The 15,153-nt window shown below is 69.3% G+C and carries 16 protein-coding genes; 4 read left to right on the forward strand and 12 right to left on the reverse strand.

Features of this window, described 5'->3' with window-relative positions; translation table 11 throughout:
- Positions 1-49 precede the first annotated feature (49 nt).
- Positions 50-1,264: a pectate lyase gene (pelA, locus tag V8J38_RS14745; protein ID WP_338576720.1), complete on the reverse strand. Its 1,215-nt coding sequence runs from the start codon at positions 1,262-1,264 to the stop codon at positions 50-52.
- 267 nt (positions 1,265-1,531) lie between these two features.
- On the opposite strand from pelA, the gene V8J38_RS14750 reads away from it, so the two are divergent.
- Positions 1,532-2,077 (forward strand): hypothetical protein, encoded by a 546-nt coding sequence (locus V8J38_RS14750; protein ID WP_338576723.1) that lies wholly within the window; start codon positions 1,532-1,534, stop codon positions 2,075-2,077.
- Here the strand turns inward: V8J38_RS14750 and V8J38_RS14755 are convergent.
- From V8J38_RS14755 to V8J38_RS14765, 3 genes are all read right to left on the reverse strand, one after another.
- Entirely contained in the window at positions 2,062-2,643 is a 582-nt protein-coding gene (locus tag V8J38_RS14755) for a nucleotidyltransferase family protein (protein ID WP_338576725.1), read from the reverse strand. The genes V8J38_RS14750 and V8J38_RS14755 overlap by 16 nt on opposite strands.
- A gap of 254 nt (positions 2,644-2,897) precedes the next feature.
- Positions 2,898-3,800 carry a bifunctional hydroxymethylpyrimidine kinase/phosphomethylpyrimidine kinase gene (thiD, locus tag V8J38_RS14760; protein WP_338576727.1) on the reverse strand — a complete coding sequence of 301 codons (903 nt, stop codon included), beginning with the start codon at positions 3,798-3,800 and terminating at the stop codon, positions 2,898-2,900.
- The gene (locus V8J38_RS14765; RefSeq protein WP_291777365.1) at positions 3,797-4,141 is read right to left on the reverse strand and encodes a DMT family transporter; all 345 of its coding nucleotides are present in this window, start codon (positions 4,139-4,141) and stop codon (positions 3,797-3,799) included. The genes thiD and V8J38_RS14765 overlap by 4 nt, the downstream gene beginning before the upstream one ends.
- A gap of 126 nt (positions 4,142-4,267) precedes the next feature.
- Between V8J38_RS14765 and V8J38_RS14770 the strand changes: the two genes are divergently transcribed.
- A complete protein-coding gene (locus V8J38_RS14770; RefSeq protein WP_291777362.1) occupies positions 4,268-4,735 on the forward strand; it encodes an SRPBCC domain-containing protein in 468 nt (155 codons plus the stop codon).
- Here V8J38_RS14770 and folP read toward each other — a convergent pair.
- Complete coding sequence (gene folP, locus V8J38_RS14775; RefSeq protein WP_338576731.1) at positions 4,732-5,562, reverse strand: dihydropteroate synthase; 831 nt, start codon at positions 5,560-5,562, stop codon at positions 4,732-4,734. The two genes, V8J38_RS14770 and folP, sit on opposite strands and share 4 nt — an antisense overlap.
- A 260-nt stretch (positions 5,563-5,822) precedes the next feature.
- On the opposite strand from folP, the gene V8J38_RS14780 reads away from it, so the two are divergent.
- Positions 5,823-5,996 (forward strand): hypothetical protein, encoded by a 174-nt coding sequence (locus V8J38_RS14780; RefSeq protein WP_338576733.1) that lies wholly within the window; start codon positions 5,823-5,825, stop codon positions 5,994-5,996.
- A 30-nt stretch (positions 5,997-6,026) separates the two neighbouring features.
- Positions 6,027-6,434: a nucleoside diphosphate kinase regulator gene (gene rnk, locus V8J38_RS14785; protein WP_291777357.1), complete on the forward strand. Its 408-nt coding sequence runs from the start codon at positions 6,027-6,029 to the stop codon at positions 6,432-6,434.
- Positions 6,435-6,513: 79 nt separating this feature from the next.
- On the opposite strand, the gene ftsH is transcribed toward rnk, so the two are convergent.
- The 7 genes from ftsH to V8J38_RS14820 form a co-directional block, all read right to left on the reverse strand.
- On the reverse strand, positions 6,514-8,466 hold the full coding sequence (ftsH, locus tag V8J38_RS14790; protein WP_312220300.1) for an ATP-dependent zinc metalloprotease FtsH: 1,953 nt from the start codon (positions 8,464-8,466) through the stop codon (positions 6,514-6,516).
- A 42-nt stretch (positions 8,467-8,508) separates the two neighbouring features.
- Complete coding sequence (gene tilS, locus V8J38_RS14795) at positions 8,509-9,801, reverse strand: tRNA lysidine(34) synthetase TilS (RefSeq protein WP_338576737.1); 1,293 nt, start codon at positions 9,799-9,801, stop codon at positions 8,509-8,511.
- Positions 9,801-10,649, reverse strand: coding sequence for a tol-pal system protein (locus tag V8J38_RS14800; protein ID WP_338576740.1), 849 nt, complete (start codon positions 10,647-10,649; stop codon positions 9,801-9,803). Before V8J38_RS14800 ends, tilS begins: the two co-directional genes overlap by 1 nt.
- A gap of 43 nt (positions 10,650-10,692) precedes the next feature.
- Entirely contained in the window at positions 10,693-11,841 is a 1,149-nt protein-coding gene (locus V8J38_RS14805; protein WP_338576743.1) for a DUF3667 domain-containing protein, read from the reverse strand.
- A 106-nt stretch (positions 11,842-11,947) separates the two neighbouring features.
- On the reverse strand, positions 11,948-12,502 hold the full coding sequence (gene pal / locus V8J38_RS14810) for a peptidoglycan-associated lipoprotein Pal (RefSeq protein ID WP_291777342.1): 555 nt from the start codon (positions 12,500-12,502) through the stop codon (positions 11,948-11,950).
- Between the two features lie 152 nt (positions 12,503-12,654).
- Entirely contained in the window at positions 12,655-14,028 is a 1,374-nt protein-coding gene (tolB, locus tag V8J38_RS14815; protein ID WP_291777339.1) for a Tol-Pal system beta propeller repeat protein TolB, read from the reverse strand.
- A gap of 297 nt (positions 14,029-14,325) precedes the next feature.
- Positions 14,326-15,153 (reverse strand): hypothetical protein, encoded by an 828-nt coding sequence (locus tag V8J38_RS14820; protein ID WP_338576747.1) that lies wholly within the window; start codon positions 15,151-15,153, stop codon positions 14,326-14,328.

A 15,153-nucleotide genomic window follows, 5' to 3' on the forward strand; every position in this document is an offset into this window, starting at 1 on the left:
CTCCGAACGACGAGCGTTCGGAGGGGACTATGCTCATGTCCGGCCCGGATCAGGGATTGGCCGCAGACCAGGCCGCATAGGCGTCCAGCGCCCGCTGAGGCGAACCGATCCACCAGGAATAGCCGTTGCGGCGACCGATCGAGATGCCGTTGACGTCGTCGTGGATCGTCTGGTCCTTGTCGCCGAAGATGGGCTGCCCCGTGACCAGGTCATAGTTGCGCGACCAGATCGGTCCCGCGCCGGGCTTGTCGATCAGCTTGCGGCCGTCGTCGGTCATCTCGAACGACTTGTCATAGACGCGCACCGACTCCAGCCAGGCCACAGCCCCGCGGATCGCCGTCTTGACCTCCGGCGACGGGTTCGGCTCTGCCATCAGGAACTCGAGCACGTCGGTCGTCTCGCCGCTGGCGATCGAGCGGGGTTCGTAGTTGCGGGCGCTGGTGGGCACCAGGCGCATCGGTTCGACCTGTTGCGGCCAACCCTGAAGCTGATCGCCCTTTCGAACCTGGGCGGCCAGGGTGACGTCGATGGCCTTCTTCACCGCCTCGGCGGCGCGCGCCTCCAGGTTGGCGGGGACGAAGTCGAAGCCTTCCGTGCCCTGGGCCACGTCGCGCAACACCATGGCCGCATTGGCCACGGCGTTGTCGTTGAAAGTGATGGAATCGTGGAAGCCGCCTTCCAGCGGCCAGTTCTGCGGCCAGCCGCCGTTCGGATACTGGGCGTTCAACAGATAATGGACGCCCCGGATCACGCTGGCGCGCCAGGCGTCGCCCTCGGGGCCGGGCGCCTTGGCCGCGACCTTGGCCAGATAGCGCATCTCGGTCCAGGTGGAGTCATTGTCCAGCGTGCCGACGAAGGTCCAGAAGCGGTCCGCCGGAGCGTCGAAATTGGCCGGATTCTGCTCCATGGTTTCGGCGTCGTTAGAGAAACGCTGCCCCGGCAGTCGGACGATGCTGCGGTCCTGGTTCTTGCTCCAGCCGCCCGCCGGGGTCTGGAAACTGACGACCGCGTCGGCGACGGCGCGGGCTTCGGCCCCGGCGTACCATTCAGCCGGCCGATCCAGCGGCATGTGAGAGCTGTTGCCGCGGATGGCCAACGGCGGCGGCGGCGGCGTCGCGCCGGCCGGCAGCTCGGCGGCCAGGGCCGCACGGTCCGCCTTCATCTGGGCCTGCGACCGCTCCAGATAGGCCTGCCACGCCGGGCGCTCGTCGTCCGGCAGGGCGCCGATGCGGTCGAAGGTCAGTCCGAGCGCCGGCGTATTCATCCGAAGAACTTCGGCGTGCGCGCCGTCGGCGCCGGGAGCCGCCGCAACGGCCAAGGCTAACAAGGAAAAGGCGAGGGCGTGTTTCACTGAGGCGTTTCCCGACTGCGTTCGTTCCGAACATCATTCCATTATGTAGTTCATCATTTTGCATGGTGACATTCGATGAGCAAGCGCCCAGACGGCCGCCGGCGCGGTTTTGTGCGCCGCCCCGGACGCGCGACGCCGTCCCCTCTCCGCTTCCCGGCCGCGATGCGCTAGACCCCGGCCATGTCCCTGCCCCTTCTTCCCGATCGGACCTGCGGCGGCTGCGTCGAATGCTGCCGCGTGATCCCGCTCGACCTGCCGGAACTGGCCAAGCCGACGGGCGAACTGTGCGCCTACTGCGTCGACGGCGCGGGTTGTTCGGTGCATCAGATCCGCCCCCAGACCTGTCGCATCTGGTTCTGCCTGTGGCGCGCGGTGGAGCTGTCGGACGACTGGCGGCCGGACCGCAGCGGCGTGATCGTGCGGCCCGACGGGGTCGAGGACGGCGTCATCACCCTCTATGTCCTGCGCCGCTCGGACTTCCTGGTCGGGATCGACTTCTTCGCCGCCGTGGCGGGCTGGATCGCCGAAGGCATTGAGGTGGCGCTCAGCGTCCCCGGCCCGGTGGGAACCTATCCGGCTCGCGCCGTCGTGACCGACTGGCTGCGGCCCGCCATCGAGGAGGGCGATCCCGACGCCTTCGCCGCACGCGTCCTCGCCTCTCTGGACCGACTGGCGCAGCATGACTTCCAGTCGGACGGGATCACGGCGCGCTACGCCATCGCCTGAGGCTCCACGACCGTGATCTCCGGCCAGCGGCCGCGGGCGTTGGCGATCACGCGCTCCCAGCCCCTGGCCAGGCCGCGCGTGGGATTGGGGCGAATGACCATGTCGAACACGTCCTCCAGCCCGAAGGGCGCGATCACGCTGATCGCGTCGTCAGCCTCCAGCCGCACTCCGACGGCGAAGGCCGGGGCGACGAAGCGGGCCGGAGCGTCGTCGGTGCAGGTCAGAGGCGTATAGGGTTCGCCGAACTTGCCCTCGAACCACAGGTGGACCCGCGCCTGGTTGCGCACCTCGACCTGATCGCGCACCGGCGGCGCGAAGGCGGCGGCGACGCGCTTGATGACGACGTCCTCGGCGTCCCAGGAGGTGTCGGCGTCAAAATAGCCGATGTCGTAGTCCTTGATCCCATAGCCGATCGGGCGGCCCGTCTGGACGTTCCACACCGCCTGATAGACGGCTCCAGAGAACAGCCGCCAGTCAGGCAGGTTCAGGTCCCGCATCACGGTCAGCACATGCATCAGGCCCGCGTCGGCGCGGACGATCTCAGTCAGGCGAGTTTCCAGGGTCATGCCGTCCTGTGAGGGCGATTCCGCGAGTGCGCCAAGGACGGATCGCCCTTCTCCCGATGGGAGAGGGCTTGAGCCTCCAAGAGCCGAAGGCGATTGGCATAGGCGAAAGGGTGAGAGTTCGCGGGTGAAGTGGGCCAAGGGCCGTTGTGCGACGGCTGACGCCGACTGACAGGACAAGCCCCTCACCCTTTCGCGCAAAGAACGATCGCTTCGCTCTCGTGCGCTCAAGCCCTCTCCCGCCGGGAGAGGGGGCGCTAGCGGCCCCGCACCGGCCAGGCATGGTCCAGCGGGCCGTGACCCTGGCCCAGGCCCGGCGCGCGACGGATGGCCTCGGCCACATAGGCCCAGCCTTCCGCGACCGCGACCGGCAGGGGCAGCCCCTTGGCGATCCCCGCCGCACAGGCGCTGGCCAGGGTGCAGCCGGTGCCGTGGGTGTGGCGCGTCTCGACCCGCTCGCTCTCCAGCACCGTCTCGCCGTCAGCGGTCAGCAGCAGGTCGACGACCGTCGGGCCCGGCACATGGCCGCCCTTCATCAGGACGGCGCGCGCGCCCATCTTCAGCAGCGCCTCGCCCGCCCGACGCTGGCCGGCCAGATCGGCGACCGCCAGTCCGGTCAGGGCCTCGGCCTCGGGCGCATTGGGGGTCAGCAGAAAGGCGCGGGGAACCATAAGGCGACGCACCGCCTCCACCGCCGTTTCGGCCAGCAGGGGCGAGCCGCCCTTGGCGATCATCACCGGATCGACCACCGCCGGAACGCCCGCCGCATAGTCGATCAGACCCGCGACGGTCTCGACCACCTCGACCGAGCCCAACATGCCGGTCTTCAGGGCGTCGGCGCCGATGTCGTCCAGCACGGCCCTGGCCTGGGCCTCGATGACGTCGAGCGGCAGGGGATGGACGCCGTGAACGCCCAGGGTGTTCTGAACGGTGACGGCGGTGATGGCCGTGGCGGCGAACCCGCCCAGCATGGTCACGGCCTTGATGTCGGCCTGAATCCCCGCCCCGCCCCCGGAGTCGGAGCCGGCCAGGATCAGCACCCGGCCTTTCTTGGTTTCCCTATCGTCTCCGGCCCGGCCGGAGACGACTTGAGGGGGATTGGCGCCCTTCTTCTCTCCGGCGCGGCCGGAGACGGCTTGAGGGGATTGGGCCCGGCTCATGCCGTCACGCCGGAAAACAGCTTCAGCCCGACGATGCCCGCGACGATCAGCAGGATGCAGACCGCCCGCACCGCCGTCGCCGGCTCGCCGTAGACAGCGACCCCGATCACCGCCGCGCCCACGGCGCCGATGCCGGTCCAGACGGCGTAGGCCGTGCCGACCGGCAGGCGCTGCGTCGCCGCCCACAGGCCGATCATGCTGGCGGCCAGCGCCAAGGCCACCCCCAGGGAGATCAGCGGACGCTGCACCCCGACGTATTTCACGCCGGACGCCCAGCCCACTTCGAACAGCCCCGCCACGACGAGAACCAGCCAGGGATTGAGAGACAGAAGCCAAGACATGGCGGCTGAATGGCGGATGGCGCGCCTCCAGACAAGAGCCCTCGCCTGCTGCTCGGCGCTCGTCTCGAGAAACAAATTGGAGACGGCGTGCGTTGCCGCCTCAGTCGCTGAAGAGGTCGGGATCGAATGCGCGCCCCTGAAGTCCGCACCGGAATGCTGATCCGCCGCCCGGTCGATGAGGTCTATCAGGCCTTTACCGAGCCCGCCGTGACCTCGTGGTTCTGGTTCACTCACGGCGACCGACGTCTGTCGCCCGGCGCCAGGGCGACGTGGACCTGGGGGATGTACGGCGTGTCCACCCGCGTCGCCGTCAAGGACGTCCAGGTCAACAGCCGCATCCTCATCGACTGGAATCTGGACGATCAGCCGACCGAGGTCGAATGGCGTTTCCAGGCGCGCGACCGGACGACCTGGGTCGAGATCTTCAACCGGGGCTTCGCCGCGACGGATGAAGGCGTGGCGGCGGCTCTGGACGCCATGGAGGGGTTCACCCTGGTGCTGGCCGGCGCCAAGCTGTGGCTGGAGCGGGCGATCGAACCGGCCTTCATCGTCGACCGCTTCCCCGATCAGGTGTCGCCGGACTGGAAACGCTAGGGCCGGGCCGCCGCCGCGACCGCCGCCTGAATTTTCAACGCCTGAACCGTCTCGCGCACGTCGTGAACCCGCACCATTCGGGCGCCGCCTCGCGCCCCTTCCAGCGCCAGGGCCAGTGAACCGCCCAGGCGGTCGGTCGCCTCCGTCGCCGTTTCATCCACCCCCTGGATGAGGCGTTTGCGGCTGGCGGCGTAGAGCACCGGAAAGCCCTGATCGACCAGGGTGTCCAGACGCGCCGTCAGCGCCAGATTATGCGCCGTCGTCTTGGCGAAGCCGACGCCGGGGTCCAGCCATATCTTCTCGCGCGCGACCCCCGCCGCCAGGGCCGCCTCAGCGCGTTCCGCCAGAAACCCGGCGACCTCGGCCACGACGTCGTCATAGTGCGGGTCGTCCTGCATCGTCTTGGGCGCCCCCTTCATATGCATCAGCACCACCTCGCAGCCCAGTTGGGCGGCGGTCGCCGGACTGTCGGGCGCGTGGCGAAGCGCGGTCACGTCGTTCCATATCGTCGCGCCGGCGGCGACGGCGACGCGGGCCACGGCGGGCTTCATGGTGTCGATGCTGATCGCCCCGCCCCAACGTGCGCGAAGGGCCGCGATCAGCGGGACGACGCGGGCGATCTCCTCGGCCTCGCCGACCGGATCCGAGCCCGGACGCGTGCTTTCGCCGCCCACGTCCAGCACGTCGGCGCCCTGATCGATCAGCCTCAGGGCGTAGGCCAGGGCGGCCTCATGAGTGGCGTGCCGCCCCCCGTCGGAAAAGCTGTCCGGCGTGACGTTGACGATCCCCATGACGAGCGGGGGCTTCACGAGGGATTGATGGGTCATGCGACAGCAGCTCCGAAGAGCGCGGTTTGACTTTCACCGCGCCTGGGTCCAGCCTCTAACGGCAATGGAACGCTTCGTCAGCCAGGCTCGACGCCTCACCCACGCGGGACGCCGCGTCGAAGGCCTTTAACCCGTAGCGGTCCCGCCGTGCGCCCTGCGCCGGGCGCCCGCTACGGGACCCAGTTGCTTAAAGTCTCTACTTCCACCTCTTCATTCTGCAGGACCGCGCCGGCCTGGGGCCGTTCGCGAAGATTTGCGCCATGACACGCCGCCCAGACACCACGGACGAGAGCCGCACCGGCGAAGCGCCGCGCGGCGCCGACATCATCCCGTTTCGAAGGCCGATCGCGCCCGCCGCGTCGCCCGCTTCGCCCGCCGATCACGAAACGACCGATCCAGAACATCCCGACGATGACGGCCCCTCAGCCGCCTGACGTCGCCCGAATTTCCAGAAAGTTTTCTTCATGACCACCCCTCGCAAGGGCGCCCTGCCCGCCATCACGCTTCGCAGCGACGACTTCGACGCCCTGGACCGCCTGGTCGGCGACCTGCCCGGCACGGGCCCCGCCGGCCTGCTGCAACAGGAGCTCGACCGCGCCAAGGTGTGCGAGCCCAAGGCCATGCCCAAGAACGTCGTCACCCTGAACCGCTGGCTGCACTACTCCGACGACCACAGCCCCGAGGTGCGCCGCGTGCAGCTGGTCCTGCCCAAGGATGCCGACATCGACGCGGGCCGCGTCTCCATCCTGTCCTTTGTCGGCGCCGGCCTGATCGGCCTGAAGGAAGGCCAGTCGATCGCCTGGCCGGACACCTCCGGCGCCGTGCGCAAGCTGACCCTGGTCAAGCTCGAGGAGCCCGAAGCGACGAACTGAGCCTCATCGCATCAAGACAAAAAAGAAGGGGCGCGCCCGGCGGGCGCGCCCCTTTTCATATCCGTCGTCCCGATCGCCCTCAGGCGCTCGGCGCGGGCTGGGCGGCGGCCTGAGGCTCCGCCGCCGGTTCGTCTTCCGGCGTGGCCGGAACCGACAGGGACGGGCCGACGACCGTGTCGTTGTCGTCGTCGCGCCTGGGCGGCTGGCCGTTCTCCAGCAGGTCCTTGATCTCGTCGCCCGACAGGGTCTCGTACTCCAGCAGGGCCTGGGACAGCTTCTCGTGGTCGCCCGCCTTCTCGGTCAGAATGCGGCGCGCCTCTTCCCAACCCTCGGTGACGATACGGCGGACCTCTTCGTCGATGATGCGGGCCGTCTCTTCCGAGACGTTCTGGCTGCGCGACACCGAGTGGCCCAGGAAGACCTCCTCCTGGTTCTCGCCATAGGCCACCGTGCCCAGCTTCTCGGAGAAGCCCCAGCGCGTGACCATGGCCCGCGCCAGCTTGGTCGCCTGTTCGATGTCCGAGCTGGCGCCCGAAGTGATGCTCTCGGGCCCGAAGATCAGCTCCTCGGCGACGCGGCCGCCCGCCATGATGGCGATGCGGTCGATCATCTGCTGGAACTTCATCGAATAGCGGTCGCCTTCCGGCAGTTGCATCACCATGCCCAGAGCCCGGCCGCGCGGGACGATGGTCGCCTTGTGCACCGGGTCGGCCATCTTGACGTTGATGGCGACGATGGCGTGACCGGCCTCGTGATAGGCGGTCAGGCGGCGCTCTTCCTCGTTCATGGCCATGGACTTCCGTTCGGAGCCCATCATGACCTTGTCCTTGGCGTCCTCGAAGTCGCGGTGCGTGACCATGCGACGGTCCTTGCGCGCCGCCATCAGAGCCGCCTCGTTGACCAGGTTGGCCAGGTCCGCGCCCGAGAAGCCCGGCGTGCCGCGCGCCAGAGTCTTCACATTCACATCAGCGGCCAGCGGCACGTCCTTCATGTGAACGCGCAGGATGCGCTCGCGGCCCGAGACGTCGGGGTTCGGCACCACGACCTGACGGTCGAAGCGGCCGGGACGCAGCAGGGCCGGGTCCAGCACGTCGGGACGGTTGGTCGCGGCGATCAGGATGATGTTCTCCGACGCCTCGAAGCCGTCCATCTCGACCAGCAGTTGGTTCAGCGTCTGCTCGCGCTCGTCGTTGCCGCCGCCCAGGCCCGCGCCACGGTGACGACCGACGGCGTCGATTTCATCGATGAAGATGATGCACGGCGCATTTTTCTTCGCTTGCTCGAACATGTCGCGGACACGGCTGGCGCCGACGCCGACGAACATCTCGACGAAGTCCGAGCCCGAGATCGAGAAGAAGGGCACGCCCGCCTCGCCCGCCACCGCGCGCGCCAGCAGGGTCTTGCCCGTACCTGGAGGGCCGACCAGCAGGGCGCCCTTGGGGATCTTGCCGCCCAGACGCTGGAACTTGGCCGGGTCCTTCAGGAAGTCGACGACCTCCTGCAACTCGTCCTTGGCCTCATCCACGCCGGCGACGTCGTCGAAAGTCTTGCGGCCCTTGTGCTCGGTCAGCAGCTTGGCCTTGGACTTGCCGAAGCCCATGGCGCCCTTCGCCCCGCCCTGCATCCGGTTCATGATGAACAGCCAGAAGCCGATGATCAGCGCCACCGGCAGCAACAGGCCCAGCAGACCCGACCACCACGGCTGACGGGTGCTCTTGGTTTCGACCTCGACGCCGGACTTGCGGATCTGCTCGACCAGCTCGGCGTTCGGCACCGGCGTCACGGCGGTGAATTTGCTGTCGTTCTTGAAGACGCCGGTGATCGTCTCGCCGCGCGCGACGATCGACTTGATCTCCTGACGCTCCACGGCGGTCATCAACTGGGAATAGGTGATGGGCTCGGGACGGCCGGCGGCCGCCGCGCCCTTGGCGCCGGGCATGGCGGGCGCGCCGCCGTTCTGGCTGATCGCGGCGTAGACCGTCACCAGTCCCAGAAGGATGACGCCCCAGATGGCGAAATTGCGCAGGTTCATTCGGTCCTCGGTTCCTCGACGGGGCCGCGCTCGGCCCGTCGATCAGCAGTCTTCGTCTGAAAATAGGTCAGACGGCGGCGTTTCGCCATGAAGGGTTTGAAAGAGTCCGTCTTCCTGCGTCGTTTCGCCCCCGAAACCCGCCAGGGCGAGCGCCAAACGACGCCCGCCCAGCGCCCGGACATCCGCCGCACGCCAGGCCAGGACAGGGCGTCCTTCGCCCTCGATGAGCACAGGCGCGGCGGCCCGCGCGGCGGGCGGAAGCGGCGCCAGAGCCGCGCGGTCCCGCTCCGACAACTGCGCCAGCCGTCCAGCCGCCGCTGCGACACGCAGACCCGGCTGTTCAGTCTTGATCTCGAAACGCCCGTCCCAGACGGCCGGCCACCCCGGCGTCAGGGCCAGAGAGGCAGGCGGACGGCGCTTCCACTCACCCGGTTCGCGCATCGCCTGAACGCGCGCTCCTGACGCCTCGACGCGAGCGCCGCACAGGACGGCGGTGAAATCCGCTCCGGACGCCAGCCGCGCCCGAAGCGCCGTCAGCCGGTCGCCTCTCGGGGGCGTCGCGCCGCCGCCCGCGCACAGTAACACGGCGGCCAGCGTCGATGCCGACAGGTCGCGCGACAGAAGCAGAACCCCGGCCCAAGCCTGATCGCCCGGGTCATACGCCGCGCCCGCATCGGCCGCCGACGCCGAGCGCTCGACAGGGCTTTCACCCTGCGCCAGCGCCGCGCGCGCCCTGCCTCGTCCGAAACGCAGGTCGGCGTTGGCGGGATCTTCCAGCCATATCAGGCCGCGCGCGCGCAGATGGTCCCGCAGCGCCTCGCGCCGCTCCTCCAGCACCGGGCGCAGCAGCATCTGTCCGCGCCCCTCGGGCCAGGCCGGCGACGGCGACCAGTCGCGCACACGGCCCAGCGTGGCGCCGTCCGCCCGCATCCAGTCGCCCTCGGCGACATCATCGGCGGTGTGACCGGTCAGGATGACGCGCGCGCCCGCCTCCCTCGCCGCCTCGGCCAGCAGGGCGTGGCGCGCCGCTCGCGCCCGCGCCGGGACGCCCGGCCCGCCGCGCGCGCCCTCCCACACAAGCCCCCGCCAGTCAGCGCCCGCCGCGCGCGCGGCCGCGGCGGCGAAACGGGTCCAGTCCGCGCTGTCAGGGTTGAGATTGTGATCGACCGTCAGGGCCAGCAGGCGCCGCCCCCTCGCCTTGGCCCATTCGGCAGAGAGGTCCAGCAGGGCCAGGGAGTCGCCTCCGCCCGACAGGGCCAGGGCGATCGGCTCGGGTCCGGCGTGGTTCAGGCGTGCGTCCAGCCGGGTGAAAACCCGGCCGGCCAGGTCGCTCATCAGTTGCAGCTGGCGCGCGTCCGCAGCTGGGTCGCGCGGGTCTTCTGCGCCGCCGTGGCCGCCTCGGCGTAGCGGCGGCCGAACTCGGTCAGGGCGCCGCAGGCCTGGGTCGCGCGGTCGGTGGCGCGCAGGGCCTCGGCCAGCTTCAGCGTCGTCTCGGGCGCCCAGGGCGTGCGCGGCCAGCCGTTCAGGGCGGCGGCGTAGGCCTGGACCGCCGAAGCGTTGTCGCGCGCGGCGACGTGCAGATCGCCCAGACGGCTGTTGGCCTCGCGCGCCTGGGGCGTGTTCGGCCAGGTGACGATGACGGTCTCCAGCGCGCGCCCGCCGCGCGCGGCGTCCTCGCCGGCCAGGCGCATGGCCGCCTGAAGATCCTGCGCCGCATCGCCGGTGGGCGAGTTGGCGACGATCGGCCCGTTCAGTTCGGCGGCTTCCTCGGCGGCCTTTTCGGCGCGCTCGACGCGGCCTTCAAGATCGCGCAGGCGGCGGCTGAGCTGCGTATTCTCGCGCGTCGCCTCGTCCAGCTGGAAGGTCAGGCGTTCAGTGTCGGCGTTCATGCGCTGGAAGGTCTGCTCCACGTCGCCCAGGCGGCGCTCCATGATGGAGACCTGCCCCTGCAGGGCGACGACCTCGGGATCCGGCTCGACCAGAACGGGCTGACCGGCGGCGTTGCGCTGGGTCAGGGCGCGCTCCAGGCGACGAACATTGCGGTCCAGTTGGTCCAGTCGGCGCTTGTCCCACTGGACCGGCTCCATCGGCTGGACCTGGGCGATGACCGCGCCCCCGATCAGGGTCAGGCCGATCGCCGTCAGGACGGCGGGTTTGGTGAGGCGGAATGGCGTCTTCAGCATGGTCCTGTCGTCCCATCGATTTGCGGCGACGGCAAGGCCCCGATCAATGTCCGAGGCCCAGATAGATGATGGAGACGATGAACAGCGTCGCCGCGATCTCGCAGAAGATCAGCAAGGCGATCGTCCGCCACAGGGTCGAAAAGACCTTCAGGCTGTAGGCGCCCTTCAGCTGGGCGAACATGTGCGCCGGCACGATCATGACCGCGATCGTCCCCGCCGCCGCGCCCGCGCCCTTCAGCGTCGTGGCGACCAGCACCACCGCCATCAGCAGCAGCGACATGAAGGTCAGGGAATAGAGGACGAAGACCCCGTGATCGTACAGGGTGAAGCCCCGCTTCCACAGGAACATCAGGGCCACAAACGGGATCGACAGCGGCACCAGCAGGAAGGCGAATTTGTAGATGGTCTGTTGCAGCTTGTAGAGCGCCAAGTCGGGGTTTTTCAGCTTCTTGGCGACCGTCTTCGTCAGGCCGTTGGTCTGGCCGTCCGTGCCGAGACTGGCGGCGACGTCCGCCACCTGCGCCTGCCAGCTGCCGGACGTCAGGCCGTCCTTGCGGCCCTCGATCGCATCCTTCTGCAGACGCTCCAGCTTGGCCTTCTCACCGATCAGAGCCGCCTCGGCCCCGGCCAGGACGCCGGCCGCGACGCCCGCGCGGGCGCCGCTGTCCACCGACGGGGGCGAACCATCGGCAGGGCTGACGGCGGCCTCTGTCGCGGCGACCTCCTGTCGGGCGGCGGCGACCACCTGCTCCGCCTCGGCGATCGCCGTCTTCTGCGCCTCGATCTGCTGCGGCAGGGACGGCAGGGTCACCGCCTGATGCGGCATGAAGCTGAGGGCGAAGAACATGACGAAGAGGGTGAACAGGAACATCGCCAACGGGGAGACGTAGCGGGTCCGCCTGCCCTGCACCCATTCACGCGTCAGCCGCCCCGGATTCGTGATCAGCAGCGGCAGGGTGCGCCACAGCCGTCCATCGAAATGCATGACCCCGTGCAGCAGCTCTTCGCCCAGATGCAGCAAGGTGCGGTGGACATGGGCCGCCTGGCCGCAGTTGGAGCAGAAATTGCCCGTGACCTCGGCCCCGCAGTCGGCGCAGGCGCCGTGAGGCTCGCCTGCACGGCCGCCCGGTTTCTCGATCGCCCCGGCGATGATGCCCGCCGTCACCGCTCCGCCTGCCGCTTCCAGATCCATGCCGTCCCTCCCGGATTCGCGGCGGACTTTGACGGCGGCAGGGCGCAAAGAAAAGAGGCGCCGGCTTGCGCCGACGCCTCCATCCGTCGCTTTTTCGCCGTACGGCTTAGCGCGGCGCGCCCGACACGATGGCGGTGTGGGCGTTGCGGTTCTGGGCCCAGGCCGACTCGTTCGAACCTTCCGCGATCGGACGTTCCTTGCCGAAGCTGATGGTGTCGATGCGGGCGGCGGGCACGCCGCGGCTGATCAGATAGGAGCGCACGGCCTCGGCGCGGCGAGCGCCCAGGGCCAGGTTGTATTCGCGCGTGCCGCGTTCGTCGGCGTTGCCTTCGATGCGGACCGTGACCTGCGGATAGCGGGCCAGCCAGGCGGCCTGGGCGTCCAGACGCGGCTGGGCCTCGGTGCGGACCGAATAGGAGTCGAGGTCGAAATAGACGCGGTCGCCGACGTTGACGACGAAGTCCTGCTCCGAGCCAGGCGCCGGGGCGCCGACGTTGCCGCCGCTGACGGGGCCGGTCGGGGCGGTTGGGTACTGCGGGCCGGCAGGCGGCGCCGGCTCGACCGGCACGGCCGGTTCGACCTTGGGCTTGGGAGCGCAGGCGGCCATCGCCGCCACGGCCGCGCCCACGGCGGCGAGCCTGAACATATGGGAGGTCTTCATAAGGTCGTCTCCTTGATTGGGGTCCGAGAACAGCGGCCTGAAGCTTGGCCTTACACGGCCTGCTAGCCCGTCGCGAAGGCCCGCGCCAGCAGCGATAACGCACAGTTTACGCAAACGGCTCCGCTGGTCGATGTCACGAAAACGTAACCGCGTTACGCCGGGCAGGAATCCGGCCCCTGGCCGATGCCCAGATTGACCGGCGGGGCGTCCAGCAGACCCGACCAGGCGGGGTCCGAACCGCGTCCGTCATAGCCCGCCTGAGACACGACGCGGCCCGACAGGTCCACCGTCCACAGCCGCGTGTCGCCGCCGGGGCTCTGACGCGCAAAGGCGATGTAGCGGCCGTTCGGCGCCCAGGACGGGCCTTCCTCGAAATAGGAGGACGACAGGATGCGCTCGCCCGTGCCGTCGGACTTCATCACGCCGATGTGGAAGCGGCCGCCCTGCTGCTTGGTGAAGGCGATCAGGTCGCCGCGCGGGCTCCAGGCCGGAGCGGTGTAGAGGCCGCCGCCGCGGCTGATCGGGCGCTGGCCCGAGCCGTCGGCCCGCATGGTGTAGAGGCGCGCCGAACCCGAACGGTCCGAGGTGAAGACGATCTGATTGCCGTCGGGGCTGAACGAGGGCGAGGTGTCGATGCCGGGGTCGGTCGTCAGACGCGACAACTGACGGCTGCGCAGGTTCATAACATAGACGTCGGTGTTGCCGCCCCGGATGATCGAGAAGGCCATCTTGGACCCGTCGTTCGAGAAGCGCGGCGCCAGCACCTGGCCGTCGAACTCGCCCAGGCTTTCGCGGCGGCCGGTCGACAGATTGTAGAGGTAGATGCGGCTGTAGTCCTTGCCCAGCGCCACATAGGTCACTTCATCGGGATTCGAGGCCGAGAAGCGCGGCGACATGATCACCTCGTCGCCCTGGGTCAGGAAGACGGGGTTGTAGCCGTCCTGGTCGACGATGGTCAGGCGCGACAGCTTGTTCAGCTGAGTGCCGCTTTCAGAGACGAACAGGACGCGCGAATCGAAGAAGCCCGCCTCGCCGGTCAGGCGCTGATAGACGACATCCGAAATCTTGTGGGCGATGCGGCGCCACTGCTCGGAGGTGGCGGTGAACTGATAGGAGACCAGCTGGCACTGGCGATAGGGATCGTACAGGCGGAAGCCCACGTCGATCCGCCCGTCCGCGCGCGGCGTCACCCCGCCGTAAAGCACCGCCTGGGCGCCGATGGAGGTCCACTGCGGGAAGTTCGGCGCATTGGCCAGGGTCAGGCCGGTCTCGATGAAGCTGGCCGGGTTCAGCGGATCGAAGAAGCCCGAGCGCTTGAGGTTGCCGCTGATGACGCCCGAGATCTGCGACCCGTTCTGGCCGGTGAAGGGCACGACCGCGATCTGAAGCGGGCGCAGCACGCCCTGGTCGATCTCGACCTCGACCGGACCCGACTGCTGCGGCGCGGCGGCAGGTTGCGTCTGGGCCGTCGCCGGGCCCGCCATGAGGACCGCGGCGGCCGAGGCGAGGAGAAGGTGCAGACGCATAGGGGGCTCCCTGAAGTTGGACGGCTCGTCGGTCCTTATCGCCAGACCGTATGACAAAAACCAGATTGCGAAAAACAAGCTTGCCCCGGAATGGGGCGACTTTCAGACTTTGACGACGTCCCGCCCGCCTCATTCCGTCATCCTCCGGCGAGCGGAGCGAGACCGGGGGACCCAGCGGCGCCGAAGGCGATCTTCACGGCGGGCGCCGCGTAGGGCTCTTTCGCCCTGACGGGCGCCGCTGGGTCCCCCGGTCAGCGCCGCTTCGCGGCTTGCCGGAGGATGACGGCGTTCAAAACCCTACCGATTGGCGCAGGCGCGTTCGGTGTTGAAGGTCGGGCGATAGGCGCCGCCGGGGAAGCCCGCCGGAACATCGAAGGGCGCGGTCTGGCGCAGAGCGCGCGTCGCTTCATCCGCTGCAGCGCGATATACGGCGCTGGACTGGGGATTCACCAAGGTCGGGCCGCGGGTGATGCGCCCGTCCGCCGACAGCGTGACATCCATCTGAATGCGCAGCTCATTCCCACCAGGCATGCTGCAGACGATGAACACGTTCCAGTTATCATAGACCTGATTGAAGATCGCCGTGATCTGCGGCCCGGTGGCCTGGGACGCCTGTCCCGTCCCCTGCTGCCCCGTCGCCGGTCGGCCGCGGTTCTGGGTCGGGCGCGGCGGGCCGGCCAGGGCGTCGAGGTCCAGCCCCGGCGCCGGACGGGCGGGCGCCTTCTTTTCAGGCGGGGTCGGCGTCGGCCGGGGCGCCGGCGCCTTTTTCTCGGGCGGCGCAGGCGTGGGACGCGGCGTCGGCGCCTTCTTCTCCGGCGGCGCGGGGGTCGGTCGCGGCGTCGGGCGCGGTTGCGGCTGGGGCGTCGGCGGCGTGGGTTCCGGCTCGGGCGGAGTCGGCTCGGGCGGGGTCTCGACCGGGGCCGTCTCGCCGTCTTCCAGCGAAGGCTCTTCCTGCGGATTGTCGGCCGGAGCGGCGGCGATCTCGACGTCGGAGACGATCGAGACCGGCACCGAATTCACCAGCGGCTTCATCTCGTCCTTCGACGACCACGACACGAAGGCGAGCGCCACCACCCCCGCGTGCAGGGCGATGGAGCCGAGGATGGCGGGACTGGGGCGGCGCAA

The organism is Brevundimonas olei, from assembly GCF_037055245.1.
In the GTDB taxonomy this organism is placed as follows: Bacteria; Pseudomonadota; Alphaproteobacteria; order Caulobacterales; family Caulobacteraceae; genus Brevundimonas; species Brevundimonas olei.